Source organism: Waddliaceae bacterium (genome assembly GCA_018694295.1).
Taxonomy (GTDB): domain Bacteria; phylum Chlamydiota; class Chlamydiia; order Chlamydiales; family JABHNK01; genus JABHNK01.
In genome coordinates this window covers 1-26,066 of the sequence record JABHNK010000003.1, presented here as the reverse complement: position 1 = coordinate 26,066, position 26,066 = coordinate 1, and the positions used below count along the sequence as shown (strand labels likewise).

General features: G+C 43.5%; 21 protein-coding genes. 18 read left to right on the top strand and 3 right to left on the bottom strand.

From position 1 onward, the window contains the following. Window positions 1-5: 5 nt before the first annotated feature. Window positions 6-1,007: a hypothetical protein gene (locus HN980_00190; protein MBT6927906.1), complete on the bottom strand. Its 1,002-nt coding sequence runs from the start codon at window positions 1,005-1,007 to the stop codon at window positions 6-8. 668 nt (window positions 1,008-1,675) lie between these two features. Between HN980_00190 and HN980_00185 the strand changes: the two genes are divergently transcribed. The 18 genes from HN980_00185 (at window position 1,676) to HN980_00100 (ending at window position 24,562) form a co-directional block, all read left to right on the top strand. Further along, window positions 1,676-2,407: a hypothetical protein gene (locus HN980_00185; protein ID MBT6927905.1), complete on the top strand. Its 732-nt coding sequence runs from the start codon at window positions 1,676-1,678 to the stop codon at window positions 2,405-2,407. Window positions 2,408-2,470: 63 nt separating this feature from the next. Beyond that, entirely contained in the window at window positions 2,471-3,184 is a 714-nt protein-coding gene (locus HN980_00180) for a hypothetical protein (protein MBT6927904.1), read from the top strand. A 53-nt stretch (window positions 3,185-3,237) separates the two neighbouring features. Further along, the gene (locus HN980_00175; GenBank protein ID MBT6927903.1) at window positions 3,238-4,182 is read left to right on the top strand and encodes a SycD/LcrH family type III secretion system chaperone; all 945 of its coding nucleotides are present in this window, start codon (window positions 3,238-3,240) and stop codon (window positions 4,180-4,182) included. A 36-nt stretch (window positions 4,183-4,218) separates the two neighbouring features. Then, window positions 4,219-5,574 (top strand): hypothetical protein, encoded by a 1,356-nt coding sequence (locus HN980_00170; protein ID MBT6927902.1) that lies wholly within the window; start codon window positions 4,219-4,221, stop codon window positions 5,572-5,574. 85 nt (window positions 5,575-5,659) lie between these two features. Next, entirely contained in the window at window positions 5,660-7,141 is a 1,482-nt protein-coding gene (locus tag HN980_00165) for a hypothetical protein (GenBank protein ID MBT6927901.1), read from the top strand. An 83-nt stretch (window positions 7,142-7,224) separates the two neighbouring features. Beyond that, complete coding sequence (locus HN980_00160) at window positions 7,225-7,653, top strand: type III secretion system chaperone (GenBank protein ID MBT6927900.1); 429 nt, start codon at window positions 7,225-7,227, stop codon at window positions 7,651-7,653. A gap of 48 nt (window positions 7,654-7,701) precedes the next feature. Beyond that, a complete protein-coding gene (gene sctD, locus HN980_00155) occupies window positions 7,702-9,555 on the top strand; it encodes a type III secretion system inner membrane ring subunit SctD (GenBank protein ID MBT6927899.1) in 1,854 nt (617 codons plus the stop codon). A 221-nt stretch (window positions 9,556-9,776) separates the two neighbouring features. Next, window positions 9,777-10,010: a DUF5398 family protein gene (locus HN980_00150; protein ID MBT6927898.1), complete on the top strand. Its 234-nt coding sequence runs from the start codon at window positions 9,777-9,779 to the stop codon at window positions 10,008-10,010. A gap of 41 nt (window positions 10,011-10,051) precedes the next feature. Continuing rightward, entirely contained in the window at window positions 10,052-10,315 is a 264-nt protein-coding gene (locus HN980_00145; protein MBT6927897.1) for a DUF5407 family protein, read from the top strand. A 121-nt stretch (window positions 10,316-10,436) separates the two neighbouring features. Continuing rightward, a complete protein-coding gene (locus HN980_00140) occupies window positions 10,437-10,868 on the top strand; it encodes a SctF chaperone SctG (protein MBT6927896.1) in 432 nt (143 codons plus the stop codon). Window positions 10,869-10,889: 21 nt separating this feature from the next. Next, window positions 10,890-11,606 (top strand): hypothetical protein, encoded by a 717-nt coding sequence (locus HN980_00135; protein ID MBT6927895.1) that lies wholly within the window; start codon window positions 10,890-10,892, stop codon window positions 11,604-11,606. Between the two features lie 90 nt (window positions 11,607-11,696). Next, the gene (gene sctN, locus HN980_00130) at window positions 11,697-13,085 is read left to right on the top strand and encodes a type III secretion system ATPase SctN (GenBank protein MBT6927894.1); all 1,389 of its coding nucleotides are present in this window, start codon (window positions 11,697-11,699) and stop codon (window positions 13,083-13,085) included. 23 nt (window positions 13,086-13,108) lie between these two features. Then, window positions 13,109-13,594, top strand: coding sequence for a type III secretion T3S chaperone (locus tag HN980_00125; protein ID MBT6927893.1), 486 nt, complete (start codon window positions 13,109-13,111; stop codon window positions 13,592-13,594). Between the two features lie 79 nt (window positions 13,595-13,673). After that, on the top strand, window positions 13,674-15,068 hold the full coding sequence (locus tag HN980_00120; protein ID MBT6927892.1) for a hypothetical protein: 1,395 nt from the start codon (window positions 13,674-13,676) through the stop codon (window positions 15,066-15,068). 107 nt (window positions 15,069-15,175) lie between these two features. Continuing rightward, a complete protein-coding gene (locus HN980_00115; GenBank protein MBT6927891.1) occupies window positions 15,176-16,024 on the top strand; it encodes a hypothetical protein in 849 nt (282 codons plus the stop codon). 308 nt (window positions 16,025-16,332) lie between these two features. Then, window positions 16,333-17,034 (top strand): hypothetical protein, encoded by a 702-nt coding sequence (locus HN980_00110; GenBank protein ID MBT6927890.1) that lies wholly within the window; start codon window positions 16,333-16,335, stop codon window positions 17,032-17,034. 15 nt (window positions 17,035-17,049) lie between these two features. Then, on the top strand, window positions 17,050-18,660 hold the full coding sequence (locus HN980_00105; protein MBT6927889.1) for a protein kinase: 1,611 nt from the start codon (window positions 17,050-17,052) through the stop codon (window positions 18,658-18,660). 109 nt (window positions 18,661-18,769) lie between these two features. Next, window positions 18,770-24,562, top strand: a complete 5,793-nt coding sequence (locus HN980_00100; GenBank protein MBT6927888.1) for a hypothetical protein — start codon at window positions 18,770-18,772, stop codon at window positions 24,560-24,562. Window positions 24,563-24,627: 65 nt separating this feature from the next. Here HN980_00100 and ndk read toward each other — a convergent pair whose 3' ends face one another. Beyond that, window positions 24,628-25,053, bottom strand: coding sequence for a nucleoside-diphosphate kinase (ndk, locus tag HN980_00095; GenBank protein ID MBT6927887.1), 426 nt, complete (start codon window positions 25,051-25,053; stop codon window positions 24,628-24,630). Window positions 25,054-25,137: 84 nt separating this feature from the next. Further along, on the bottom strand, window positions 25,138-26,066 hold a 929-nt coding region (locus HN980_00090; protein MBT6927886.1), incomplete at its 5' end, for a phosphoenolpyruvate carboxykinase (GTP).

Genomic DNA, 26,066 nt, shown 5'->3' with positions numbered 1-26,066 from the left:
ATATATTATATCTTTCCGGCGATTTTTTCTAAGACGTTGGTGAGTTTGAAAATAAGAGACGCCGCCGTCTTGTAAAATTCCTGGAAGGTGAACATCGCCTTGCGTAACTCGTCACGAGCATTGTCATTCTGAGACTCTAAGGCGATAATAGAGTTACGGAACGAAGCACCAACAGCAGAATGATCGCCATCGTCGTCTTTGTCGTTCTGCCAGTTGTCTTGTAGTAGAATTAGCTGAGCATCATCAATTTCTTCTGTCGTATAAAAATCCTCGAATTTACTGATGACTCCTTGGATCTCATCTTGAAGATCAGAGTCTCTTATTGACGACAATAACTCGCTGCTTAGAGTGTGATATAAGGCGTTGAGGTCTTCGTAATCGTCTGCGGTAAGAGTACTCGTTGTTTCGTGGAAATATTCGTTGACTCCGTCACCTGGAACGAGAGTGTCAGACAGAGCCTCTTCAACAGTATCGTCGTTAAGAGTAACTTTAATGGTGATAGGCTCTCCTTGTTTGTTGTAGATGCCAAACATCTCATTAAGAACTTTAAGGATTTTATTCGATTCGATAAGGGCGGAATTTTGAGACGCAAGCTTGTTAGTAAGAAGATCGTTGGCCTCGACAATAAGACCGTATTGTATCTTGGTCTCAAGGCCGCCAGTGGCAAAGGCGGTGTTGCGAAGTGCATTGATGCCGCTTAAGAAACGTGTAAAATCTAGAAGAAAAACATCGCTATTATAATGTAGTGAGGTGAATTCGTCTTCGGAAGTGGGTATATCGACATCACTAAAAGCATCGGTATCAAAAATATAAAAAAAGTCACCAGCATTACGATCTGCGAAATAACCGTCTTTTTTTTCATTGAAATCATCAAGAGTAGGAGGAGTAGCAAACTCCTGGTATGCCCACCACATTGGAACGTATTCGTTGTTTAGCCCTTCCGGAGGCATGGTGTACGCTTCCGTAGTAGGAATATAAGTGCTGTCTGTAGGAATATATTCTGGCATAATTTTGTCCTCGCTATGGGATGTAATTCACCCCGCCTATACCTTATTATAAAAAAAGTTCTATATAATAACAAGCAAAAAACATGCCAATATATAAGGGGATATCGAGCGTTTTCCGTAAAAGATTTATCGTTAACGATATAGACAATAAAAAAGTTCGGCGCTTTTTAATAAAAAGTAACAAGCCCCAATTTTTTCACCACAGAGTCACAGAGCACACAGAGAGCGCCCACTGCGCAGAGCGCGCGCAGCGGACGCACAGCTGTCGTCATTGTCGTGGTTTGTACTTTTTTTTCTTACGTTTTCCTCAAACAAATGTAAAGGAGCAATCATATTGTTACGACAACGGCGAGAGGGGGCACTGCCGTGTCCGGGTGAAAGGATAGCGTATAGGAATAGCGTATAGCGTAGAGTTATAGTTCACCGTTCACCGTTCAAAAAAGGGGGTCTGGGGGAAATCCCCCAGCCAGATTGTTTTATTTCTCTGTGTCCTCCGTGGCTCTGTGGTGAAAAATCCTATTTCGAACTTCGATTTTTTGATAAAGAAAAAAAAAGAGTTTATAATAATTCTTTTAATGTGCTATACTAAACGTAGTGGAAGGAAAGTACTCGGGCTCGGACATATGCAGATCGCGTCGTGGGTGCTCTGTAAACAAGGAGAACAAATTATGAGCGGATCTTTACCAGGCATTGATATTAACAGCGAAGAAAAATATCTAGCGTTTTTCCAAACGAATTTTAACGCTCTCTATCTTGCTGATGATGTTAACCCTGATGACGGCGTCAACGACAACCTCGATTTTGCTCGCGACTGGGCGGCATTCGAAAAAGAGGCGAAAGGATATTTTGGTGAGACGGAATACGGCGACCTTCCCACCGCCGACGTTAGAGTGTATTGGGAAGCGTTTCTTCGTGGGTATGACCTTTTCGGGTATTATTCTTCTGGGGAGGATTTTCTTCAGGAGGTTTTTGCCGGAGGGCTTATTATAAGTTCTTTGTCAGACAATATCATTGAAGTGAGCTCACTGAAGATCATGATTCTTTTCAGGGTTATGCGTAGCCTGCGGGAGATCCTCGACAGGATACAAGAAACAATTTTGTCGGAGTTCTCTATAATAGAACAAAAGAGTGTGATAGCAGAGGCATACACCGCCACTATGATACACGAAAGTAAGAAGCTTGCTGTTGTCGAGGCTACTGATGATGACGGACAGATAGACAACATGACTTTTTCGGCGCGTATCGAGCAGATAAGAAATGCACGGACATATTCTAGAGACGAAAGTAAAGAGTGGCAAAGCTCTTCGAAGAGTCTTGTAGACGTACGGTCACAACAGCTCGATCAGATAAAAAAGATATATAGAGACCTTGCCAGCATAATAAGTCTGATCTTTAGGTAGTAAAATATAGGTAGTAATAAAAATTTGTAAGACATATAAAGAATTAAAAAAGGATATAATACCATGGCATTGATTACCGAAGACTTCACAACCGCCTACGGCTTGAAGCCAGGTTTACTAGAAGCAGATATTGGAGAAATATACAGTTATTTCGTAAACGAATACCGTGGGTCTATTGGTGTTGAAAGTGGCAGTGACCTTATTTCTGCTACTACTGGCGAAGTCTTGACCGATGATGAGAAAGATGCACAGCTTCTCACCGAATGGGGATCGTTCCTCGATGGCGGAGACCCTTTTGGTTTCCATAGCGTAGGCGTCGAGCTTGCCGAGATAATAGCTGTAGAGAGCTCCGACAGACTAGAGGTTATATGGACGTTGTTTGAGAAGCTCATTGACCTTCTTGAGGCGATACAAGGTGCGGCGATATCTCTCGCCGGCGGCGTAGAATATAAGACTGAGACACAGAGCGCGTTAACAACAGAGATAAGCGGCCTGGATCCTAGCGCGGATACATATAGGACAACTCTTCTTGAAAATCCCGATTATGAAGAAGATGGGGCTTTAAATACTGAAGGCCAATCACTTCTGCGTTCCGAGCAAGTGCGAGTACAGCAGAAAATAGAAAACTTGCGTTCGCTGCGTACAGCAGAAAGAGACCACTCAAAAGACTGGTCGTCGTCATTGAGTACTTCGAACGAGGCAACACAAGGGCAGTCGCAGATATTGACGACGATAATGCAGCAGATGAGTGGCTTAATATCAGCAATATTTAAATAGAAGTAGATAAAAGTAAAAGAGTAGCAAAAAAAATAATGTCATTGGAGGGAACCATGGCTAAGAAAAAGAAATCAAAGAAATTACGTCAAAACGCTTCTGAAGAAAAAGTAGCGTCAAAAAATACCACAGAAGGGCAGTCGAAGCTTTTTGAGAAGATATATTCCAAAGAAACGATGGACGATATAAAGAAATGGGATGAAGAAGCAGAAAAGGGGACGAAGATTGCAGACGCCTCTCTTGTTAAAGAAGTCGAAAGACTTATCAATAAGCTTAATTCATGGGAAGACATGGGTCTGTCCAAAGAAGAAGTCGAAAAGCTTAAAATCACTAATAAGCCCAACGTAGAAAAGTTTGATAAAAATGATGGTGAACAGGTCCAAAAGCTGATGAGCGCTATGTTATATCTTATCGTCGTCCAAGGAGTCTCGCCAAAAGATGCTCTGCAGTTTACTCCGGGGATGATAGAGACGATATATGCACAAGCGTATACGCTATATAACGCAGGGAAATATAAAGACGCCGAAGAGATATTCAGGACGTTGATATTCCTCGATCCTTTACAAGCTCGTTACCATATGGGGCTGTCGTCGAGTTTACACCGTAAAAAGGAATACAACGAAGCTATTAAACAATATATAGTAACGAGTTTCTTCGACGAGAATAACCCTTTGCCATATTATCACGCCGCTGATTGCTTCTTAGAACTCAACGACCCAGATTCTGCACAAGACGTCCTACAGAAAGCAATAGAGGCCTGCGGGGAAAGCGCTGAATGGCAGAAGCTTAAAAAGCAGATGGTTCTTATGAAGAAAGCAATACATGATAAGCTGGAAAAAATCCCCAAAAACAAAAGACCGAAGTCCAAAGTCGAAATCACCGATGAGATGAAAAAAGCTGAAAATGATCTTATAGAAGGAAAGTACCCCAGCCTCAAAGATACAATTCGTGAATCCGAAGAAAAAATAGCAAAGGATCAAAAACAAGAAACGAAAAAATAGCGAAGAATAAAAACAAGAAATTATGAGGATAATGTTATGACTGGTGGAATAGATGGCAGCCAACGAGGAATACCTAGAGAACAGGTTGATCAGAATATTAATGATGCTATAACAGAAAAGCAGGAGGGCGACGTCCCACAAGACGATGTTGCTCCTATTTCCCGTGAAGATATCATAGAGTTTATATATGATATGACGAAACCTGATATAACGTCTCCTGATCAGACTAAAACACAAGATTTCGAAGAAGTGTCGATGAGTGATTTCATAGGCAAAATTGTTGCGGCATTACGTCTTGTGGCAGATGAGGTGGCTGATGAGATAAAAGTTGGTGGCGATATCAATGAAAAGACATTTAACACATCGAAAGAGACTAATAAGGAGATAGCGACTACTGTTTTGAGGCAGGTGGAGAATGTCCGAGATTACTATAGTGATCAAGCAGACCTAAGAGGCGAAAGGAAGAAAGAAGCGGAGAAGCAAGCTTGGATTACATGTGGTGTTATTGTCGCCGTAGGAATCTTAGCAATAGCTGCTGGCGCTGTATCAGGAGGGGTTTTGGGCGTGGCGGTAATCGCTCTTGCTGTAACATTCATGACTACAGGGATAATATCAGCGGTGATAACGGCTCAGTTAAATATGGGGATGTATGAAAGAGGCGGCTCAGAAGTAGAGGGGCTCAGCGAAGCTGAGGCTGAAAGCAAAGCAGAAACAATGGCATGGTGGGCAGCTGGTCTTGCTGCTGTGTCTGCTCTTTGTTTGGTAGCAATAGTCAGCCTATTAACATCAGGCTCAGGGACGGCGCTAGCGCTGTCTGCAGCAACCGCTCCAGCAGGAGCTTTCGGAACGTCGCTGGTGGCATCTGGACCAGTTCTCGATGGCATGCTTGAGCGCGCTTACTGCAACGAACATAACGTTGAGAAAGAAGAATTGACAGCTGACGAAAAGAAAGATATGGCAAAATATGTAAAAACTTGGAGAATCATTATTACAGCTGCTTCCTTATTATTGTCACTTGTTGGTTATGGTGGGATACTGAAGGCGATGAAGGGGATTTCGACTGCGGCGAACGCCGCGAAGGGCGCGAAACAGATAGTTGGCTTAACATCTGTTCAGACTGCCGGGGGTATCGTCCAAGGACTATCCTCTGCTTGGAGCAACTGGACACAAGCAGACATCTTAAAGTCTGTCGCTAAGACCACTAAAGAAAGAGGCGATATTTTATCGCTCTTGGTAGCACTGAAAGCATTGTTAAACCTTCTTAATGATGGATATCAAAGCGGTGTCGAAGAGATAGGGAAAATCCAAGAATCGATGAAGATGAGAAATATGAATAGAGATGTTCTCTTCAGTGTAGCAGAAAAAAATACTAACGCCGCTGTTCAAGGATAACAAAGGATTAACACAAAAGCTTGCGATGATATGAGAATCCAGGCGTGGCAAAAAAGACGAAGATAATAAATAAGGAGACGTTGTTATGACAGAAATTAAGAAAAGTGAAATACAAGATGGCCAAAAATATAGCTTTACGGCAACTAAAGGCAGTGAAACAAGCACCATTACAGGAACAATTAGCAAGCAGAAGGACGGTACAGATATTCTTGTAACTGCTGGTGATGATAAATATAAGCTTATGGATACAAACGAAAACCAAAGTTATGATTCTTTGGAACCCTTGGAGAATGATGATGATGTAGGCCGATTAATTATAAATCAATTTCGTGAAATAGAAGAAAACGCATGGTTTTCGGGGTCGTTTATTGCAGTGCTTAGCCGTATAATAGCATTGATTGCAAAAGCCTCTTCCGAGATGAGACTTATTGACAATGAGAATATGGTGAATATGAGGGTCATGTCATGGGCAGAATCACTACTCGAACAAGACCAGACTTTAATCCAGGCCGAAAAGGAATCGGCAGGTATAGAAAAACAGGCTTGGGGACTGATGGCGTCAGCAATCGCTAGTGGTGCCGGGGCAGTGATTGGAGGTGGCGTAGGACTTGGTAAAGGCCGCTTGGCTGGAAAGGGCATGCAACCGCGAATAAACACGGCAAGAAACAATATTAATAATTTAAAAACGAAGTCAGGGACGGAAGCTAAAATCACCCCAGTAGGAAACGAAGGCGATTTAACAATAGAACAACCAATAAAGGGGCTTCAAGGGCTTTCTAAGGCGGAAATGAAAAAAGCAGGAGGCATGAAAAGCATAGACGGCAATCCTCCTTTAGTTGACGGAAAGGGTAATGTAACAGACTATGGGAAAAAGGCAGGAGTGACAAAAACGGGTGATACATATGACATCGACGATATAGGATTCAAAGGAATAAAAGGAGGTCCAGCGGTTAGCAACGCTGATGGGACTCAACTCCGTCCTGCAGTTGCAGAGAAACCTGCGTTTCCTCCTGCTGTACGAGACAAGCTTGTTGCCAGTCAAAACGCATCAACACCACAATCAGGGCAGGTTAACGGACTTACTAAAGCGGAAATGGAAGCAGCCAACATAGATACTACGCCGGATGGCCTCCATAAAGTGAAGCCGGTAGGGTCAAAAGGCGGGGAACAAACATATAATATTGATTCAAGTAAATTGAGTGTGACGCAACGAGACACACTACGCGCCAGCCAAAAAGGTACTTTGAATGAGCTGAGATCGAGTCAAGTTTCAACGGAATTAACAGCTCAAAATACTGCGGCGCAGCTCTACACTGCTACAGGTACGGCAGTAGGTTCTGCTGCGCAGGCAGCGGGTCAACTGGAAAGCGCTAAGGAGAAAATTAGCGAAGGTGAGGCGAAGAAGATAATCGCTGCGCTGCAAGCAATTATAAGGCAGCTTCAGGATTCTATACAGGCTGCCGGTAAAGACTCAGGAGACGTTGGTCAAGCCTTTGATAAAGCATTAGATCTGCTTAAAGAGGCATCGAGGATGGCTGCTCAGGCGTCGGGATTCTCGCCCGGCTAAAACCCCATTTTCCTGCCGAGAATGCGGCAGGAGGGATGTATTGGCGATGAAGCTGAGAGACAAAAACATTGTAAGGTTATGATATGGCGACATTAGAAGAGCATATGAAAGCATTGTGGAAGGACTTCGGCATCGAAGCGGAGTTTCCAAAGACATCGTCAGGGAAAGAGTTCACCGTCGCTGTCAAGGAAGGGCTTACCGTCACCGTTAAAGACGTCCGTGACACGGGGTATTACCTACATTCCGTGGTGTGTGAGCTCCCAGAAGGCGATAGAGAAGGGTTCTTCGTACATGCCATGACAGGAAATATGCTAGGTGTCGGGACAGGAGGTTCTTCAATAGGACTCGAAGCCGACGGCACCACGCTGGTATTGTCGCGGCTTTTGCCTTATAGTATAGATACCGAAGACCTTCTTAATATCTTCGAAGACTTCTGTAATTGGACGACTTTCTGGCGCGACGAAGCCGAAGAGAAGATAACACAAGGAAGCACGGCGAAACAGTTTTTTTAAAAGAGAAAAATGGTATAGTGTCATTACGAAAGATAGAATAGGTTGAATATGTTAAATGATATGGTAGCAAAGTTCGTACTGGAGAAAGGAGAGCCCGAAGGCCTCGTCCTCGCCCTAGAAGGTAGCGGCGAAGAATGGGTCATTGGTAGGGATCCCGATACGTGTCAGATCGTCATCGAAGACGCAGCAGTATCGCGACGCCATGTCGTATGTCGTAAGACCGTAGACGGCATCTCCATAGAAAATCTCAGCGCTACCAATGCAGTATACGTCAATGGACAGGAGATCACCGAAGAATATACCCTCAACGACGGCGATAAGGTGAAGATAGGTAAGGGAATATATCACTATTCTCTTGGCACCGAAGGCGTCATCGTCGAAGGTCTCGACGGTGAAGAAGGCGACGAGGCGTTCGTCGGCGAAGATGGCGACGTTGCATACGAAGAAGAAGGATATGAGACGATCTTCGGCGGAGAAAAGGGAAACGAAGACATCGCCTTAGCAGATATAACATTCGGAATGGAAGAAGCAGGACGCTGGAGCCTTAAAGTTATCAACGGCCCCAACGCCGGCGCAGAGTTCCCAATGGACACCGGAAAAGAATATGTAATAGGAACAGACACAACAGCTTGTGATATAATCTTCCACGATGCTAGCATCTCAAGGAAACACGTGCTCCTGAAAATCTCCGATGATGATGTCGTCACCGTCGAAGATAACGGAAGCAGCAACGGAACGTTCTGCGACGAGAAACGTCTCGAAGAAGGAGAAAAACAAGAGTTAGAACCACATACCGTGATAACATTAGGGTCTACGGTGTTTGTCGTAATAGATAAAGAAGCCGAAGCACATACCATAGTATCACCGGTATTGCCTTCGCATTATGAAACAAAGGAAGAAGAAGAAGAACACGAAGAAGGCGAAGAAAAAGAAGAAGGCCTTTCTGTAGAAGAAGACGCCGCCGAAGAAATCCCTCATAAGAATATCATGGAACTCTTCGCCACGAAGACAGGGATGATCGTCGCCGGTGTCGTTGCAGCAGTAGTACTCGTCATAGGGACTGGAACAGTTACGCTATTCAAAACTGAAGATGTTACCGTCGAACAGGTTGACGTATATAGATATATCAGAGAAGCACTGAGAAATTACCCGGAGGTGCAGTTCACATATAACAAGGCGTCGGGGAAATTGTTCCTCCTTGGTCACGTCCTCACTAAAGTCGACAAAGAACAGCTGATGTACAACATCCAAAACCTCGAATTTGCTAACGAAATAAACGATAACATCATCATCGATGAGCTAGTATGGTCGGAGATGAACCAAACACTGCAGTGGAATACAGACTTCCGCGGGATAACAATGCGTTCGCCGAAAGTCGGTAGCTTCATACTAACAGGCTTCCTCGATACGAATGAAAAATCCGAGGCCCTCAACGAATATGTCAGCATAAACTTCCCATACATCGATAGGCTAGAAAACCTCGTCGTCGTAGAAGAAGAAATCCTCACAAACGTCGATATCGCCCTCTTCGACAACAACTTCATAAATATCGAAGCACAATTTATCGATGGCGAAATAATAATGTCAGGGACGTCATCGCCAGATAAAAGCGGTACACTACGACGCCTGATAAAAGATTTCGAGGAAACCCGCGGCGTACGTGCCGTGCGTAACCTCGTCGTCGAACGCCGCGGCGAAGACTCCGCAATGGTCGACATCTCAGAGAGATACATCGTAACAGGTTCTTCACGACGCGACAGCATGAACCTCAGCGTCGTCATCAATGGCCGCATCCTCACCCGCGGCGATATCCTCGACGGTATGCGTATCATCAGCATACGACAAGATACCGTCTTCCTAGAACGCGAAGGCTTTAAATATAGGATCGACTACAAAGAGTAAATGCGACTTCGTCGCATTTACATTGAACAATGAACATTGAGCATTGATCATTGATCATTGATAATTGATCATTGAATTCGGTTGCTTATAAAGAGTAATTCTTTTACAACATAAGAAGTAAGGTATAATGTCACATATTATACTTATGCGCGCACGCGCGCGATAACGCGCGTAGACGTACGCGTACGCGCGAAAGAATACATTACAAGGACGACGATACTATGTTTGGCATGGAAGAACAGAAAACGAAAAATGATGATACCTTCGTCTTTGACCTCGAGCGTGACATGAAAAACTTCGCAAAGAAAAAAGAAATAACAAACGATATAGCAACAAAAGTTGCTGCGATAAAAAATACCCTCCGTAAAGGAGGCGATAGTGAAGAATATGATAAACTCGGCGCCGTGCTTCATGGATATAATGCCCTGATGAGCGTCGTCGACAAAAAACGATAAAAGAAAAGGTGGCAACATAACACGATAAAGGAGAAAGGGTTATGGCAGAAACATTTACATCAAAATCAACAAAAGATCAGATCGGCTTTGTCTTAGAAGATATTACCGGAATGATTACTGGAGCTATGTCAGAAGCTAAAGCTAAGCTTCAAACAATAAAAAGCGCAGGAAGCTCTGTCAGCATCGGAAATATGTTCGACATGCAGCTTCTTATGAATAGGCTTGCACAGTTTTCAGAGATGAGCTCGGCAGTGATATCAGCATCACACCAGTCGGTACAATCAATGTCACGTAATATCAAGTAATGCTTTTGCTAACTTGATGTTGATGAAAAGTATTATGATGCCTTGTGGTATCCATACACATGGCTGTCATGGCATTTTGTGCTAAAACGAAAAGTAAAATACATATTTTAAGGATATCGATATGTCATCAGAAAATACCATGACGCCATACCAAGAAGATTTCGGCAATATGATCGAAGCGGGATTCATCGCTGTGAAAAACCTCGACGAAGGAGCAGCCCACAGGCTTTTTCACGCGGCGAACATATTAAAACCTGAAAGCACAGCACCGATGATAGGGATAGGATATATATATCTTAACAAACTCCAGCACAAGGAAGCTGCTGATCTTTTCGAGCAAGTAATCGATAAAGAACCCGATAATGACCTTGCCACGATGTTCCTGGGGCTGTCGTATGTCCTCTCCGACGATAAACAAGGCGAAGGCGAGAAACTTATAAAGACGACGATGAAAAAAACCGAAGACCCTGCAATACAAAACCTTGGGAAGGTGGCTTTGGAGTGGAACGAAAAAGACTTAAAAAGCGAAAATAAAAAGAAATTCATCCTGTAAAAAAAAACATGAGGCGATATCATGGCATTAGATAAGATACAGAAGCTTAAGAAGCTAGCCGGCGCTGATACTAAGCCTATACAGGATATCATGAAACAGCGCCTAGAAGCGCAGATGAACGCTGGCGTCGGAAGCACAAGCTTCGAAGCTCTTATGCAGCGTATCGATAAAAATGACGCCACAAAGGTCGGAGTCGAAACAAAGATCGAAAAAGATACAGAGAAACCTATCGCAAAGCCTACCGTTATGGAAGAGGTAAGCCGTATAGGAAATACCATCGGCGGAAGGCGAGAGAATTTCTCGGCACAGAAACTTGTCAACAGCAGCAGAGAAGCAGCGAAAACTATAGCACAGCTGCGCGAGACTCTACAAGACCCCGACGTCAACTTCAAAAGCTCGGTACAGCGTCTCCTTAAAAACCGCCTCGATAATATCGACCAAAATCTTCAGGTGGCATTATCTAAAGTCGGTGAAGAATATGTCGTAGAACCCGCAGAGACGAAAGGGCTTAAACCCGTACAGAAATTTCTTAACATGCTCACCGACAGCCAAAATTCCCTGGAAACGTTAGGAGCGCGGATGGAGATGATGGGCGAAGCAGGAGCGGTAATGTCACCGGCAGCGATGCTTACCGTACAGATAAAAGTCCATACGATAACACGCGAGATAGAATTTTTCACCAGCCTACTCTCTAAAGCTATAGAGTCAACAAAGACAGTGATGAATGTACAGGTATAACGCCGCTACATGAACATTGAACATTGAGCATTGTTCAATGAGGTAGAAAATTCCTGTTCAGAATAAAAAAAAAGAGGCTGCATATACACAATGGAAGAAAAAGCAAAAGACAAACCTAAATCCAAGCCCACCCCAAAAACTACCTCCAAAGCAAAAGAAAAAGGTATAGAAGATCAATTCGATAAGATCTTCGACGAGCTCGAAGATGTACAAGTTACGACAGTCAGCGGCAGAATAACAGAGATCGTCGGGATGCTTATCCGTGCCGTCGTGCCACGAGTTAAGATCGGTGAGCTGTGCCTGGTGAAAAGAGAAAATGCAGAACCTCTACAAGTCGAAGTAGTTGGATTCACAAGAGAAGAGGTGTTCCTGTCGCCGCTAGGAGATATGGCAGGAATAGGGCCCTCATCGGAAGTTATAGCGACAGGAATGCCGCTCAATATAAAAGTCGGAGATGCTCTACTAGGAAGAGTCCTCAATGGCCTCGGTGAACCCATAGACGAGAAAACTAAAGGACCACTAGAGCTAACAGAACAAGCCTCGATATACGCTGCACCGCCAGACCCCATGACACGTAAACGTATAGAAGTTCCTATGCCTACAGGAGTAAGAGTCCTCGATGGTACGCTTACAGTAGGAGAAGGACAGCGTGTCGGTATCTTCGCAGCAGCAGGAGGTGGTAAGTCGACGCTTATGGGGATGATAGCACGTAACGCTTATGCCGACGTCAACGTCATCGCCCTCGTCGGTGAGCGCGGACGAGAACTCCGTGATTTCATCGAAGAGTCCCTCGGCGAAGAAGGGCTTAAAAGGTCGGTGCTTGTCGTCTCGACGTCGGACCAGCCTTCACAGCTACGCCTTAACGCCGCATATGTCGGCACAGCAATAGCAGAATACTTCCGCGCTCAAGGAAAAAAAGTTATCTTTATGATGGACTCGGTGACGCGCTTCGCAAGAGCATTGCGTGAAGTCGGCCTCGCCGCCGGCGAGCCACCAGCACGAGCAGGATATACCCCTTCGGTGTTCTCGACATTGCCGAAGCTTCTTGAAAGATCAGGGAATTCTGACAAAGGATCGATAACAGCATTCTATACCGTCCTCGTCGCAGGCGATGATATGAACGAACCCGTCGCCGATGAAGTGCGCTCGATACTCGATGGACACGTGATACTGTCGGCAGACCTCGCACGGCAATATCATTACCCCGCAGTAGACGTCCTATCATCAGTAAGCCGAGTGATAAACTCTATCGACGACGACGAACACCTACAGATGGTTGGAAAGATACGAGAGATATTATCGACGTATAAAAAGAACGAACTGCTAATAAAAATCGGGGAATATAAAAGAGGGTCCGACAAAGGTGTCGACAACGCTATAGACTATATCGATAGGGTCAATAGCTTCTTGAAGCAGAAAATAGATGAAAAATCTAGCTTCGAAGAGACACTGCAGCAGATGCGCGCGACATTACGATAGGTGAGAGACAGCTGATGAATAAAATGCCGGAGTATCCTCTTCAAGAGGTCCTCAAAATCAAAGAAAGACGCGTCGATGAAGCAGAACGCGTAGTAAAACAACGTGAAGAAGAGCTTGAAAATGAGAAAGATAAGCTCTTGAAATGTGAGCAGCGCCGCGATAAAGTAAAACAGCACTATCACGATAAAATCGATCAGCTGCGCCTTACCCTCGACAAAGAGACGACGTCGGAAAAAATACAGCAGATGAGAGCATATATCGACGTCGTACAAGAGAAGCTCGTCGTCGAAGAGCAGAAGGTCGTAGAGCAAAAAGAGCAGGTAAAAGTTGCAAAACAAAACCTCGAAAATGCCAAAGAAGAACTTCGACAACGACGTCAAGAAGTCGACAAGATCGAGATGCATAAAAAAGAATGGATGAAAGATATGCGAAAAGAACTAGAACTCAAAGAGGCTTTGGAACTCGATGAGGTGGGGATAGTGATGCATATCACAAAGAAAAATATGTAATACCAATGGCATGAAATAAACTCGCAAAAAGATGAAGATGAATTTGCAGGTTTATTTTATGGATAAGGAGAATAAAAAAATGATAGACTCAAAAAAACTATTTTCGTCGAATTTAAACGATGGCATCGAGAACAAAGAATCGCCGAATATTAAATCGCGGCCAGAGCTTGGAAAAGCGAAGAATAAAGAGGCTTTTGAGAGTATCCTTAACAATGGTAGCGATAAAGGCTCCGACGCAAAACTACAAAAGAAAAAAGGCGTAGGAGAAAATAAAAAGCACCCTGTGTGGGACTCTGCGCACTCTGCAGCGCGCGGTGTCATCCCTAAAAAAGGAGATAAGAAAAACGTTGCTATGACTACAACATCACCGACAGACGCAATAGAGCCACCTAAAAAAAACCCTGCTGAAAACGTTGCTGTCGATAAAGGAAGACCTCTCTCCGACCGTCCAGTAAACGAAAATATCCCTAAAGAGACACCGATGACGACAATGAAAATCCCCGAAGAGGTTCTTAAAGATGTCCCCAAAGACATTCCCAAAGAAATCCCTCGTGAAAACGTCGCTGTCGATAAAGGAAGGCCTCTCTCCGAACGTCCTGTCAGCGATAATATCCCTAAAGACATTCCTAAAGACATTCCTAAAGACATCCCTCGTGAAAACGTTGCTGTCGATAAAGGAAGACCTCTCTCCGAACGTCCTGTCAGCGATAATATCCCTAAAGATCTCCCTAAAGATACACCTAAAGATACACCTAAAGATCTCCCTAAAGATCTCCCTAAAGACATTCCTAAAGATACAACAAAAGCTACGGCGACGATCCCTAAGAAAGATGCCGAAGTACAACACGCGAAGCCTCTCAATAAAAAAGAAATCATCGTCGATAAAGATGCCGTTATTGAAAGCAAAAAACCTAAGACAGAAGCTTCACATGCCATCCCTGTCAATGCTCCTCGCTCCGAAGGAGTGGCGATCCCTGTGGCAGAAAACTTAACAGCACAACAAGGCATCGTGCCTGGAACAGAAGAAATGAAGACGACGATGGCAACACCACAAGAACGTATAGAAAATATACAAGAGCTGGTAGAACAAGTCGCTAAAGAGATAACTACCATGAAAAGTAATGGAGAGACAACAACGACGGTGACGATAAAATATCCGCCGATGTTTGAAGGAGCAGACTTCACCATCAAAGAATATAACAGCGCAAAAGGCGAGTATAATATAACATTTAACAACCTCTCAAACGAAGCAAAAACAGCTATTGACAACATGGCAAACCAGGCGATGCTTCATAAGTCATTAGAAGACAAAGGCTTCACTCTTCATATCCTCGTTGCGACAACAGAGCCAGAGACGGCAATAGCAGAAGCGGCAAACCCATTCGCTGGCAGAGAACGAGGTCGTGGACAACAACAGCAGCAGGGAAGAAATCCTCAACAACAAAACCAGGAACAAGAAGGCGGTGAAGAATAGACGATATTCGCTTGGTTTTGAACTTTATCCTTTAGAATTTTTGCCGGAGATGGTAACTTAGTATGTATATATACATACTATGTTATTAACAGAAGGGGTGTATCTTGATGACATCAGAACCTTTATACGTAAGACTCGAACAGGTAGAGCAAACATTGCTCCAACGTGACGAAATACCACTCTTTGGCGAGACACCAAAATTTCTATGGGACTCTTTCGCAACGCAACTGTCACGATCACTACAGATAGACAACTTTTCCATAACACAACAAAAAGCAGAATGGCGATCTGCACAGACAATAACAGAAGGCTTCGCAGACGATGCTAAGCCATTGCATATAATATTCTCGCCATTGCAAGGAAGCGTGTGTTGGCTGATGAACGATGCAGACATTACAAACCTCATGACAGAACTGCTATTTAAAGATACGACAAAAAAAGTCTTCGATGAAAATGCGGAATTTAAAAAAGGATTCTTACGCTTTATAACATTAGAAGTGCTCAACACCTTCAGCACAATAAAATTTGCTGAAGAACTAACACCAGTAATATCGGCGGAAGAGGGCGTTCCACAAGAAGATGCATATTGTATCGATGTCGCGATAACACTAGGACAACAAAAAGCTTTAGGTCGTGTCGTTATAACAACACCATTCCGTGAAGCATGGAAAAAACAATTCTCACCAAAAAAACCCACTGCAATACCACAAGATATCGCACGGAAAATGGACGTCGTACTACATATCGAAGCAGGATCGACGACAATGACATTACACCAATGGCAAGAAGCCTCTGTCGGAGACTGCATACTACTCGATAGCTGCTCATTAGATCCCGGAGGAGAAAGAGATACTGTGACACTAACCTTCGACGGTAGACCTTTCTACCGAGCAAAAGTGACACCTAAAGGAATAGAAATACAAGAAACAGCAACGTTTGCCGGGAAAGTGTCATAACAAACACAGCGGTAAAAAAAATGATAACACTAACTAATACTAATTAAGAGTAAAAAAAGCATAATACCAATTGCGAGTGAAAAATGTATAAATTAGCTTCAAGATTTTCGCCTATAACTTCGCGCGGAGATCGCTGCAAACATTTGTGTGTTAGCAAGATCGAGCGCGGTGTTCTGGGCGAAAAGATGGAGAGGAACTTATACGTTTATTATTCACAATTGGTATAAAGTCGTTTCGGGAAAAGAAAAAGGGATTTGTGCAGGGTTTATTCGCAATTAGTATAACAACAAAAAGGTTGTAAAAAAGGTATGGACGAAGAAAAAGAAGAAAACATCCCTGAAGAAGAACAGCCAGTAGAAATACAGGAAGACGTGCCTGAAGAAAAACCGGAAGAAGCAACAGAAGAGCCGACACTGGAAGAAAAAATCGAACCTGAACACAGCGAAGAAGCTGAAAAAATCGAAGAAGAAAAAATAGAACCAGAACCAGAACCAGAACCAGAACCAGGGCAAGAAGAAGAAATCGATAAGATCGAAGAAGAAAATCCTATACCTGAAGAAGAGACTAAGCCAGAGCCGTTTGAAAAAGAAAATGTCGTTGATGATGAAGATAAAGATATTCTTGATGATGATTATGATGATGATGATGATGATGATGATGACTACGACGAAGAGGATGAAGACGAAGAAGAGCCCATTGCAGAGCTCACTGTTTCTGAAGAGCCTGAAGACACCGACATAGAAGTTCATCATGATGTCGTCGCCACGACAGCACCACCAATAGAAGGGAGTCTTTCTTCAGGAGATATACCAATTGAGTTGAAAGTTGAAGTAGGGCGTTTTTCAATGACGGCACACGATATTATAAATATGCAGGCTGGTAATATGCTAGAACTCGACATACTGCCAGAGAACGGTGTTGATCTCGTTATCAACGGCAAAAGCGTTGGGAAAGGTGAACTTATACGTGTCGGCGATAAGCTAGGCGTACGTGTTTTAGCGATAGGATAACAAGGGATAAAAATTATGCCGGAAGTAGAAAGCGACTTTTATAAGCAGGACACCCTTGTTGATATCTCTCGTGATAAAAAGGAAGATGTCGTAATACCAGAAACTATAGGACCGTATCGTATCGATTCGAGACTTAATGTTAGCGGTATGAGCTCGTTGTACCTCGCTATGAACCTCGAAACAAAAATACCGCTTGTAATAAAAGTCCTCGCTCACGACCTTGTGTCAAAACCCGAAATGGTAGAACGCTTTGTCAAAGAAGCAGAAATTATCGCCCTAGCAGATCACCCAAACATCGTAAAGATGTATGGCCACGGAGAATGGGAGGGCGGAAGATATATCGCTATGGAGTTCGTTCAAGGGGTGTCACTACGACAGTTTATAATACAACATTCTATGTCGCCACGACGAGCGCTAGAGATAGTACTTGATGTCGCAGGAGCGCTGTGCCACCTTCACACCCACGGTATTGTACATCGCGACCTGAAACCCGAGAATATCCTCTTGACAGAGACAGGGAAAGTGAAACTTATAGATTTCGGGATAGCACAACTTCTTGCTAGCGATGCCGACGAAGAAGTGCGCCGCCGTGTTATGGGGACACCAATATATATGAGCCCCGAACAGCGCGATAGGCCTGAAGATGTAACTTTTTCCTCGGACATATATTCTCTGGGGATTATCACCTATGAGCTTGTCCTCGGAAGGCTTAGCCACGGAGTGATACACCTATCACTAGTGCCTAAAGCTCTGAGGAAAATACTAGCGAACTCCTTGCAGCCCGACACAGAAAAACGATATCAGGATATCGTAGACTTCATCATGGAGCTTTCGAAGTATATAAAAAAAGAGAAATTCGAAAAAAAACGCGGAAAGAAAACAAAGACTTCAAAAGAAAATAGTGGCGATGCAGAACTTGAAACTATGAAAGAAAAAATCGCCGCCGTCGGTGATGAGATGCTTCCAAAAATAGCGCCTTCATGGCACGCCGTTGATATCGGCGTTAGCAATAATAAAACCAAAGTTACTGGGATATACTACGACTTCTTCGAACTTTCAGACGACAAATACGGAATAATAATGGGAGAATGCGGCGCCGAAGGTGTCGAAGGGATAATATATACCGCAATATTACGAGGCATGGTAAGGACGCTGTCACGGCTTACAACAAAGCCTATAGAACTCGTCACCATCCTCAACGAACTTCTTGTCAATGATACTATAGAACAGATATTCACTATCAGCTACCTCATCGTTGATCCCAACGACAATAAGTTCTACTACATCTCTTGTGGACATGGGAACCTGTGGCACATAGTGTCAGGGGGCTCTACTCCGAAAAAAGTCGCCGCCGATAATATCGCCTTGGGGATTGATGCCGATGAAGAATTCCTCGAAGTCAGCCACCCATGGAATGTCGGTGATACAATATTATTTACGACGTTCAGCAGCACAGGAGAAGACGAAGAAAATAGCGAAAAAGCCTTCGCAGCTTTAATCGCCGAAAATTTATATAAGCCTACACAGAAACAAGCTGATGATATATGTGATGGCGTCTCGAAGAAACAGAAAGATGCACCAAAAGAAAGACCTCTTACCGTGGTTAGTGTACAACGTAAAGCTTAAAAAAAGGCATGGTTCAAAAGATGACAAGTATGACACTAGAACTACTAGAACCATAACGGAAATGAGCCATGTATAAAATTATGACGAAGGATGTAATGTGGATAGTATAATGAATAAAAGTGGAAAAATGATGGCCTCGTTTTTATATTCCTCGCGAGCGGTGATAATAGCGACGGCAGTGTTGTTTGGCGGTACGTCATTGTATGGCGACACTAGAGAAAATGCTGATGCTATGACTATCGAAGACTATATCGCCCTCTTCGCAAACGAAGATAGCACCATCGCAGCAAAGAACAGCAAAGATATCCCCGCTACTGATATTGTCGAGACCTACAGAATCTCCGGAGAGGGGACGACGATATCGACAGAAGTATATGACGACGATAAAGACGGATATATAATAAATTTTAACGATCTTAGCATCATAGAAGTTATACGCTTCATAAGCAAAATATCAGAGGTGAACTTCATCTTCGAAGAAGAAGACCTGGATTTCAACGTCACTATCGTTTCCGAAGGGCCTACCAGCATAGAAAATGTCATGGCAGCACTCCTACAGATACTCCGCATCCACGAGTTCTCACTATTGCAGCAAGATAATACCATCGTCATCCACAAAAACAGAAACGTCGCAAACCCTCCGGCATTGTTGATTAACAATGAAAATAATATTGCTATAGTTACCGATTCGTTCCGCGTTAGACACCTCGATACAGTACGTCTCTCCGACCTTCTTAAACCATACCTCTCACAAGATGCTATAATAAATACATCGCCGGAAACAGGACATATCATCATCACAGACATCAATACCAATGTCGAGAAGATAGGAGAACTTCTCGATATCCTCGATGTCCCAAACCGTAGCCTTGAACTGTCTTCATATAAAGTTCAGAACCTTACGATATCAATATTAATAGACCTCGCAAAGAAAATTCTCGATCCACTGTCAGAAGGCGGGACGCTAGAACTCGTGCCACAGATCGCTTCAGGAACGATATTCATAGTATCGTCGCCATACCTAATACAACGAACCATCGCCGTATTAAAAACCCTCGACCGCGGAGAACCACTAGCAGGACAGCAACAAGTTGTTAGCTCTGAAGATGCGACAACAACGGTAGCATGGCCTTATGAAAAAGATATAAAAATAAAAGAACGTAAACAGACGATAATAGAAAACCTCGAAGATCGCATACGATATGCTCGTAGAGAAAAAGAAGAAAAAGAGCTGCGCGAAAATGAGATGCGCGAGCGCGCCGAGAAAGAAAAAATATATGACGACCTCGAGAAAGCTATCGAAGATGTCAAAAATTATACATTAGAAGACGATGAAGATACTACTAATGAAATCGTTAGGGCTATGCAAAATATCAGGAAGTCTATAGCAGACCTCGACAGCATAATATCGGTGCGGATGGATAAAGAGATCGCCGAAATGGAAGCCCTTATCGAAAATAATGACGGAGACGTGATATATGACAACCTAAAAAGGTTCGAAGAGGTCCGCGAAGAACTTCGTGATGAAGAAAGACGTGCTTTCGCCGACAGTAAAGAACTTATAACGTTGATACGCTCTCTGGAGACAAGCATATTACAAGGAAGAGAACGATATAAACGCTATGAACAAGAGGCCGAGAAAATAACAACGGTGACGATAGAGAAAAGAGCCGTCATAAAAGATGTCGTCATAGCACTAGAAGAAGATACTTCCGATAAAGAAAAAACACAAGCCCTCATTGGACGTGTTGATGTCCTCGGTGAGAGCGTGAAGAAATTGTCACAACAGGCAGCGAAAGAACGCGAAGAACTCATTGAAAGCGTAAAAAAAGCTCTGAATGTCGACAAAAAAAGCCAGGAACTCGAAGAGAAAAAGAAAAAAGAAGAGACCGAAGCTTTACTGCAAAACCTTTCAGGAAAACTAATACAAGCTATTAAAGAAGACAGCAGCTTTAAAGAAGATGCCTTAAAAAAAGAGATCGTTGCCGTCAAAGACGCTATCGCTGAGATCGAAAACGAAGCTAATGAACGTGAAAATAGAATCCTTAAAGAGCTTAGCAAGAAAGAGAGCGAAGAGAAGATATTTAAAGAAGAACTACGGAAAGAACTCGAATATAAGAACGCTATAGAGGCAGAGAAAAATACAGAAAAAGAAGATATCGCAGCGTTCTTCGATTCTCTACAAAAAGGTGTCGATGCTAAAGAACGACAACGCCTCGAAGATATAAACGATAGCATCAAAGCTATAGCATTGAAATCATACGACGATGTCGATGAAAAGACAATATACGCCATCGAAGACGCAATAACACGTCTCATTGATGATATTAAAGAAGGACAAGAACGGTGGAGCGCTGAAGCAAAAGAAAAGATCCTAGAAGAAATCGGTAATCAGTCGATAGAATTTTCTAATGCCCTTAGCAAAGAAAGAGAAATAACGCGCGAAAGCCTTGTCAAAGAGCTAGAAAAACAAGAAGAAAGGCTTTCAAAGAAAAGCTCTTCCGATGCTATGAAGACAGCGGAAATCCTTATAGAAGAGTTTGAGGCTTCAAAGAAAACGAAACAAGGGAAGCTCAGCAAAGAGCAGAAAAACCTTGTAAAGGATATCGTCGAAATCTTTAAAGAAGAACTCGAAGGAGAGATAGATAGAAACCTCGCCGAGAATATCGCAAAAGAACTCGCCGAAGAAGATGCCTTTAAAAAGGCTTTGGCAGAAGCAATGAAAAGCGGCATAGAAAAAGGAGAATACGAAAAAGATCAGCAAGACGATGTTGAGAGATATGTCGAATTGTTAGAATATGAAAGGGAAATATCGGCAAAGTTGCTGCAAGAACTAAATATCATAGAAAAAGAAAAGCGTTCACAGGAAGAAAAAGACGCGCTTGCAAAAGCCGTGACAGAACTGGAAAGATACATTAAAGATCGAGGGAAATACTACGATAAAGTCGCAGAAAATATTCTTACATTGAAAAAGTCTTTCGGAAAAGATGACGACCAAGACCTCGTTGTACAAGTAGAATATATACACGATGTCTTAAAAGAACTTAGTAAAAAAAGCGCTGGGCAGGTGAGTAATGAACTTCTGTTCGCTAGACTTTTTGACCTCTTTGAAGGAAATAGCCAAGGACAAGAAGATTTCATCGCGGAACAGAGAAAAATGCTTGAGGTCCTCGAAGATGATATCCTCGAAGGTATACGAGAGCTCGCTACGAAGATAGCATCGAAAAGCCCCGATAGCAAAAAGTTCATAGAAAACCTTAAGTCATGGAATGAAGATAACGACAAACGCGAAGACGACATTAAAGAATACATTGAAAAATTCGAGGATATCGTCGTAGATATAAAAAATAAATTCGACGAACGCTATAAAACACGTGACATTACAGCAAGCGAACGACGGATAGAAGCGATACAAAACAATATCGAAGAGATACAGAAAGATATCGCCGAGAGCCTAGAAAATAAAGAAGAATATGTCCCCGACAGCAAAGAAGAAGCCCTTAAAGAATATTTCGGAGAGCTGACACAGCAGTTCGACGATATAAGAAAAGATATCGCCGAAAAAGAAGAAAATAATAGCGCTGAAGAAATAAGACTTCTCCTCGAAGAATTTAAGATGGATACGAGGAAAAAAGAGCAAAAGACAGAAAAAGAAAATGAATTCTTGGAAATGACCCTTGAAGCCTTGAAAGAACAGTTTAACGAAGTAACGCAAGACAAAAAGAAGGTATTAGAAAATAAGATCTCCGCCATCCAGAAAGAACTCTCCTATAAAGAAGAAGAGATACGCCGTGAGAAAGAAGAAAAAACTGCCTTCATTGTAAAACTCTACGAAGAGCTTTCTGAGGCAGAAGAAGCACTAAAGAATGCCGGAGATACAAGTACCGAAACAATATTGTCAAAACTGGTAGAACTTGAAACTGTCATCATCGGCAAAGAAGTCGTGTCGCAGGACTATGACGCCGATGATTTATCCGCCATAGAAAACAAAATTGATGCGTTAAGAGAAAACCTCGATCGCCAAGAAGAAGAAATCCTTAGCGCAAAAGAAGAGCAGTATAAACGTCTCGACATCTTTAGCGAAGAACTCACCAACATCGAAGCGGTGATGTATTCCGCTGACGATGAAGGCACCGAGAAACTTCTGGAAAAAATATCACAACTAGAAGCCGATGTCTTCGGATATAAAGATGCACTACAAACATATGACGTTGCCGATGTCGAAAACATCGAAAATAAAATCGCTGACCTCAAAAAAGCTATCGATGATCAGAAAGAAGAAGCTGCCGCGATAAAAGAAAAACGCTATGGGCTTATCGAAAGCATCGACGAAGGCCTAAGCAGCATAAAAAAAATCTCATACGGTGAAGAAAAAAACTATCAGAAGCTTATAGAACAGCTTAATGAACTAGAAAACGAACTCCTTGCACAAAACCTCTCCGCCGAAAGCAAGGAAGAGATGCTGAAAGATAACAAAGAACGTGAAAACCTGATACTTCGTATTAGAGAACTTATCGACTACAAAAGAAATGTCACCGAAGAAGGACGCTACACCCTAGAAGAGCAGCTGCGGAACCTTAGAAAAGATGAAGAAGAACGTGCCGAGATAGAAGATAAGTTTAAAGAAAGAACAATGCGCACCGAGATATCAAAAGACGAAAAATTCGAAGAAAGGTCGTTAAGAAAAAGACTTGAAAGGAAGTCTCGACTTGAGAGATCCTCGTCGCATGAGCTTTCAGATGTCAGCACCTTCGGCGCTCCCGATGATAAGACAGACTTCTTCATATATAAGCTAGAACACCAAGATGGCGGAGAGATAGTTTCTTCGTTGGTAGGCATCTCCGAAGGTATCGCCGCAGGGAATGCTATACCAGGACTTAGTATCGCCCTTGAAAATGTGCGGTACCTCAGCGCCTCAAACTCCGTACTAATAACAGGGACAAAAGAAGTCCTTAAAAAAATCCGCGTCCTCGTATCTAATATGGATATCCCAATAAAACAGGTTTTTGTCGAGATGCTCGTCGTAGAGACGACGATAGCAGATTCTCTGACTTTCGGCGTAGAATGGGGCGCACAGATGAAGCGTGACAACATCCTCCTCGATGGCGTAGGAGGGTTCTTGTCAGATGACTCCGAACTAGGAGAGGCGTTACAGACATTGACGAAAGACGCAGCCCTCGACGCCGACGAGGTGCCCCTCACCAGTGGATTCAGCATGGGGGTTATAGGAAGGGTCCTTAACCACAACGACGAGATCTTCACCTCTATAGGCGCCCTCGTTAAAGCCCTTAGCACCGATAGCAATACCGAGATAATATTAAACCCACAGATTGTCTCGGAAGAGGGGAATACAGCAGAATTCTTCGTCGGAGATACCATACGTTACCGCACAAGCGCAGTAACACAGACGGGAGGTAACGTCGAGGCAACTTACGAGACAGGGATGTTCGGCACCTCGCTGAAGGTGACACCACGCCTTGGCAACAGAGTCGATGTCGTAACACTAGATATTGAGCAGAGCATCAGCGACGTTACCAGCACAACAGAAATAGGCCCACAGACACAAACAAGCACGACGAAGACACGCGTACATATCCCCGATAAAAACTTCCTCGTCTTGAGTGGTATGATAAAAGAAAAAGACAGGACGACGAAAAGGAAAGTTCCTATCCTGGGGTCGATACCAATAATAGGAACTCTTTTCAAAAGTGAGACGCACTCCAAAGATAAACGCAATATAATGATATTCATACGTCCACATATCATTAGCAACGAAGAAGATATTAAAGCGTTAACACAGTCGCGCCGCGAACTCTATAAGAAAGGTGTGAAGTTCGACGATTACGATTATGATGAAGAAGAGATGAAAGACATCCTCGGAATCCTCGATGAAGAAGAATAAAAAAAACGTATAGCGTATAGAAATTATCTATACGCTATACGCTACTAAAAGCTATACGCTATCAATTATCGTGAGAATATCTCGTTGGCAGAAAAGAAAAAGTCTATCTCGATCTTGGCGTTCTCGACGCTGTCGGAACCATGAACGGCATTGTTCTGGATGTCGTCACCGAAAGCAATACGTATCGTTCCCTCTGCAGCATCGGCAGGGTTAGTGGCACCCATAATTTCCCTGTTTCTGTTTACAGCATTGTCGCCTTCCAGAACTTGAATTAGAACAGGACCCGATGTCATAAACTCTACAAGGTCGGCGAAGAAAGGTCTTTCTTTATGGACGGCATAGAAGCCTTCGGCCTGCTCCTTGGTAAGATGAAGCATCTTTGCAGCGATGATCTTAAGGTCGCCACTCTCGAAGTATGAGAGTACCTCACCAATCTTATTTTTATTGATGGCATTGGGCTTTACGATAGAAAGGGTTTGCTCTACGGTCATAATAGTATCCTTATGTTGTTATAGTTGTTACGAAAGCAACAACCATATCATAGTAAATACTTTATGGTCAAGAAGGCTTTTTCTCTACACTTGAAGATCTTCTTCCATAGCATCGAGAATCTTGGAAAACACTGGTGGTAGCGTTTTGCCAAACGTCTCAAAATAGTCGCGATTTCCTGCAATTTCGGCTTCCCACTTTGTTGGATCGAAAGAAGCCAATTTCTCCATTGTACCAGCATCGATGTTAATGCCTCTGGTGTCGATGGACCCAGGAGCAGGTAGAAGCCCTATCGGGCTGTCGACGTAGAGCTTTTCAGCTTCAGAAGCAGAAGCAGCTTTGAGAGCCCATTCTAGGACGCGGCTGTTGTCGCCGAATCCAGGCCACATGAAGTTCCCTTCTTGATCTTGACGGAACCAGTTGACAGAAAATATTTTCGGCGCGCCTTCGGGATCGAGGCCTTTACCAACTTCTAGCCAGTGTCTGAAATAATCGCCTGCATTATATCCAATGAAAGGTTTCATGGCAAAGGGGTCGTGGCGTATCTCGCCAACAGTACCTTCTGCTGCTGCGGTTTTCTGCGACGAGACGCTGGCACCCATAAGGACGCCTTCTTCCCACGAACGTGCCATGCAAGCGAGAGGGATGGTGCCTGGTCTACGTCCTCCGAAGAGTATCGCTGAAATAGGCACGCCGTCAGGAGCGTCGAATTCATCGGCGATGACAGGACATTGGCTTGCTGGCGCAGTAAAGCGTGCATTGGGATGTGCTGCAGTAGTACCGCTTTCAGGAGTCCACGGATTCCCTCTCCAGTCGATAAGCCCATCAGGAGGGACATCAGTCATACCTTCCCACCATACATCACCAGCAGGGGTTAAAGCGACGTTGGTGAAGAGACAGTTTTCTGTTAACGACTTCATGGCATTGGGGTTTGACTCCATCGACGTCCCAGGCGCTACGCCGAAGAACCCTGCCTCAGGGTTTATGGCATACAGCTTTCCATCGTCTCCAGGAT

Coding starts and splice junctions, on each gene's coding strand:
- HN980_00190 (MBT6927906.1), bottom strand. CDS start 1,007: ATGCCAGAATATATTCCTACAGACAGCACTTATATTCCTACTACGGAA.
- HN980_00185 (MBT6927905.1), top strand. CDS start 1,676: ATGAGCGGATCTTTACCAGGCATTGATATTAACAGCGAAGAAAAATAT.
- HN980_00180 (MBT6927904.1), top strand. CDS start 2,471: ATGGCATTGATTACCGAAGACTTCACAACCGCCTACGGCTTGAAGCCA.
- HN980_00175 (MBT6927903.1), top strand. CDS start 3,238: ATGGCTAAGAAAAAGAAATCAAAGAAATTACGTCAAAACGCTTCTGAA.
- HN980_00170 (MBT6927902.1), top strand. CDS start 4,219: ATGACTGGTGGAATAGATGGCAGCCAACGAGGAATACCTAGAGAACAG.
- HN980_00165 (MBT6927901.1), top strand. CDS start 5,660: ATGACAGAAATTAAGAAAAGTGAAATACAAGATGGCCAAAAATATAGC.
- HN980_00160 (MBT6927900.1), top strand. CDS start 7,225: ATGGCGACATTAGAAGAGCATATGAAAGCATTGTGGAAGGACTTCGGC.
- sctD (MBT6927899.1), top strand. CDS start 7,702: ATGTTAAATGATATGGTAGCAAAGTTCGTACTGGAGAAAGGAGAGCCC.
- HN980_00150 (MBT6927898.1), top strand. CDS start 9,777: ATGTTTGGCATGGAAGAACAGAAAACGAAAAATGATGATACCTTCGTC.
- HN980_00145 (MBT6927897.1), top strand. CDS start 10,052: ATGGCAGAAACATTTACATCAAAATCAACAAAAGATCAGATCGGCTTT.
- HN980_00140 (MBT6927896.1), top strand. CDS start 10,437: ATGTCATCAGAAAATACCATGACGCCATACCAAGAAGATTTCGGCAAT.
- HN980_00135 (MBT6927895.1), top strand. CDS start 10,890: ATGGCATTAGATAAGATACAGAAGCTTAAGAAGCTAGCCGGCGCTGAT.
- sctN (MBT6927894.1), top strand. CDS start 11,697: ATGGAAGAAAAAGCAAAAGACAAACCTAAATCCAAGCCCACCCCAAAA.
- HN980_00125 (MBT6927893.1), top strand. CDS start 13,109: ATGCCGGAGTATCCTCTTCAAGAGGTCCTCAAAATCAAAGAAAGACGC.
- HN980_00120 (MBT6927892.1), top strand. CDS start 13,674: ATGATAGACTCAAAAAAACTATTTTCGTCGAATTTAAACGATGGCATC.
- HN980_00115 (MBT6927891.1), top strand. CDS start 15,176: ATGACATCAGAACCTTTATACGTAAGACTCGAACAGGTAGAGCAAACA.
- HN980_00110 (MBT6927890.1), top strand. CDS start 16,333: ATGGACGAAGAAAAAGAAGAAAACATCCCTGAAGAAGAACAGCCAGTA.
- HN980_00105 (MBT6927889.1), top strand. CDS start 17,050: ATGCCGGAAGTAGAAAGCGACTTTTATAAGCAGGACACCCTTGTTGAT.
- HN980_00100 (MBT6927888.1), top strand. CDS start 18,770: ATGAATAAAAGTGGAAAAATGATGGCCTCGTTTTTATATTCCTCGCGA.
- ndk (MBT6927887.1), bottom strand. CDS start 25,053: ATGACCGTAGAGCAAACCCTTTCTATCGTAAAGCCCAATGCCATCAAT.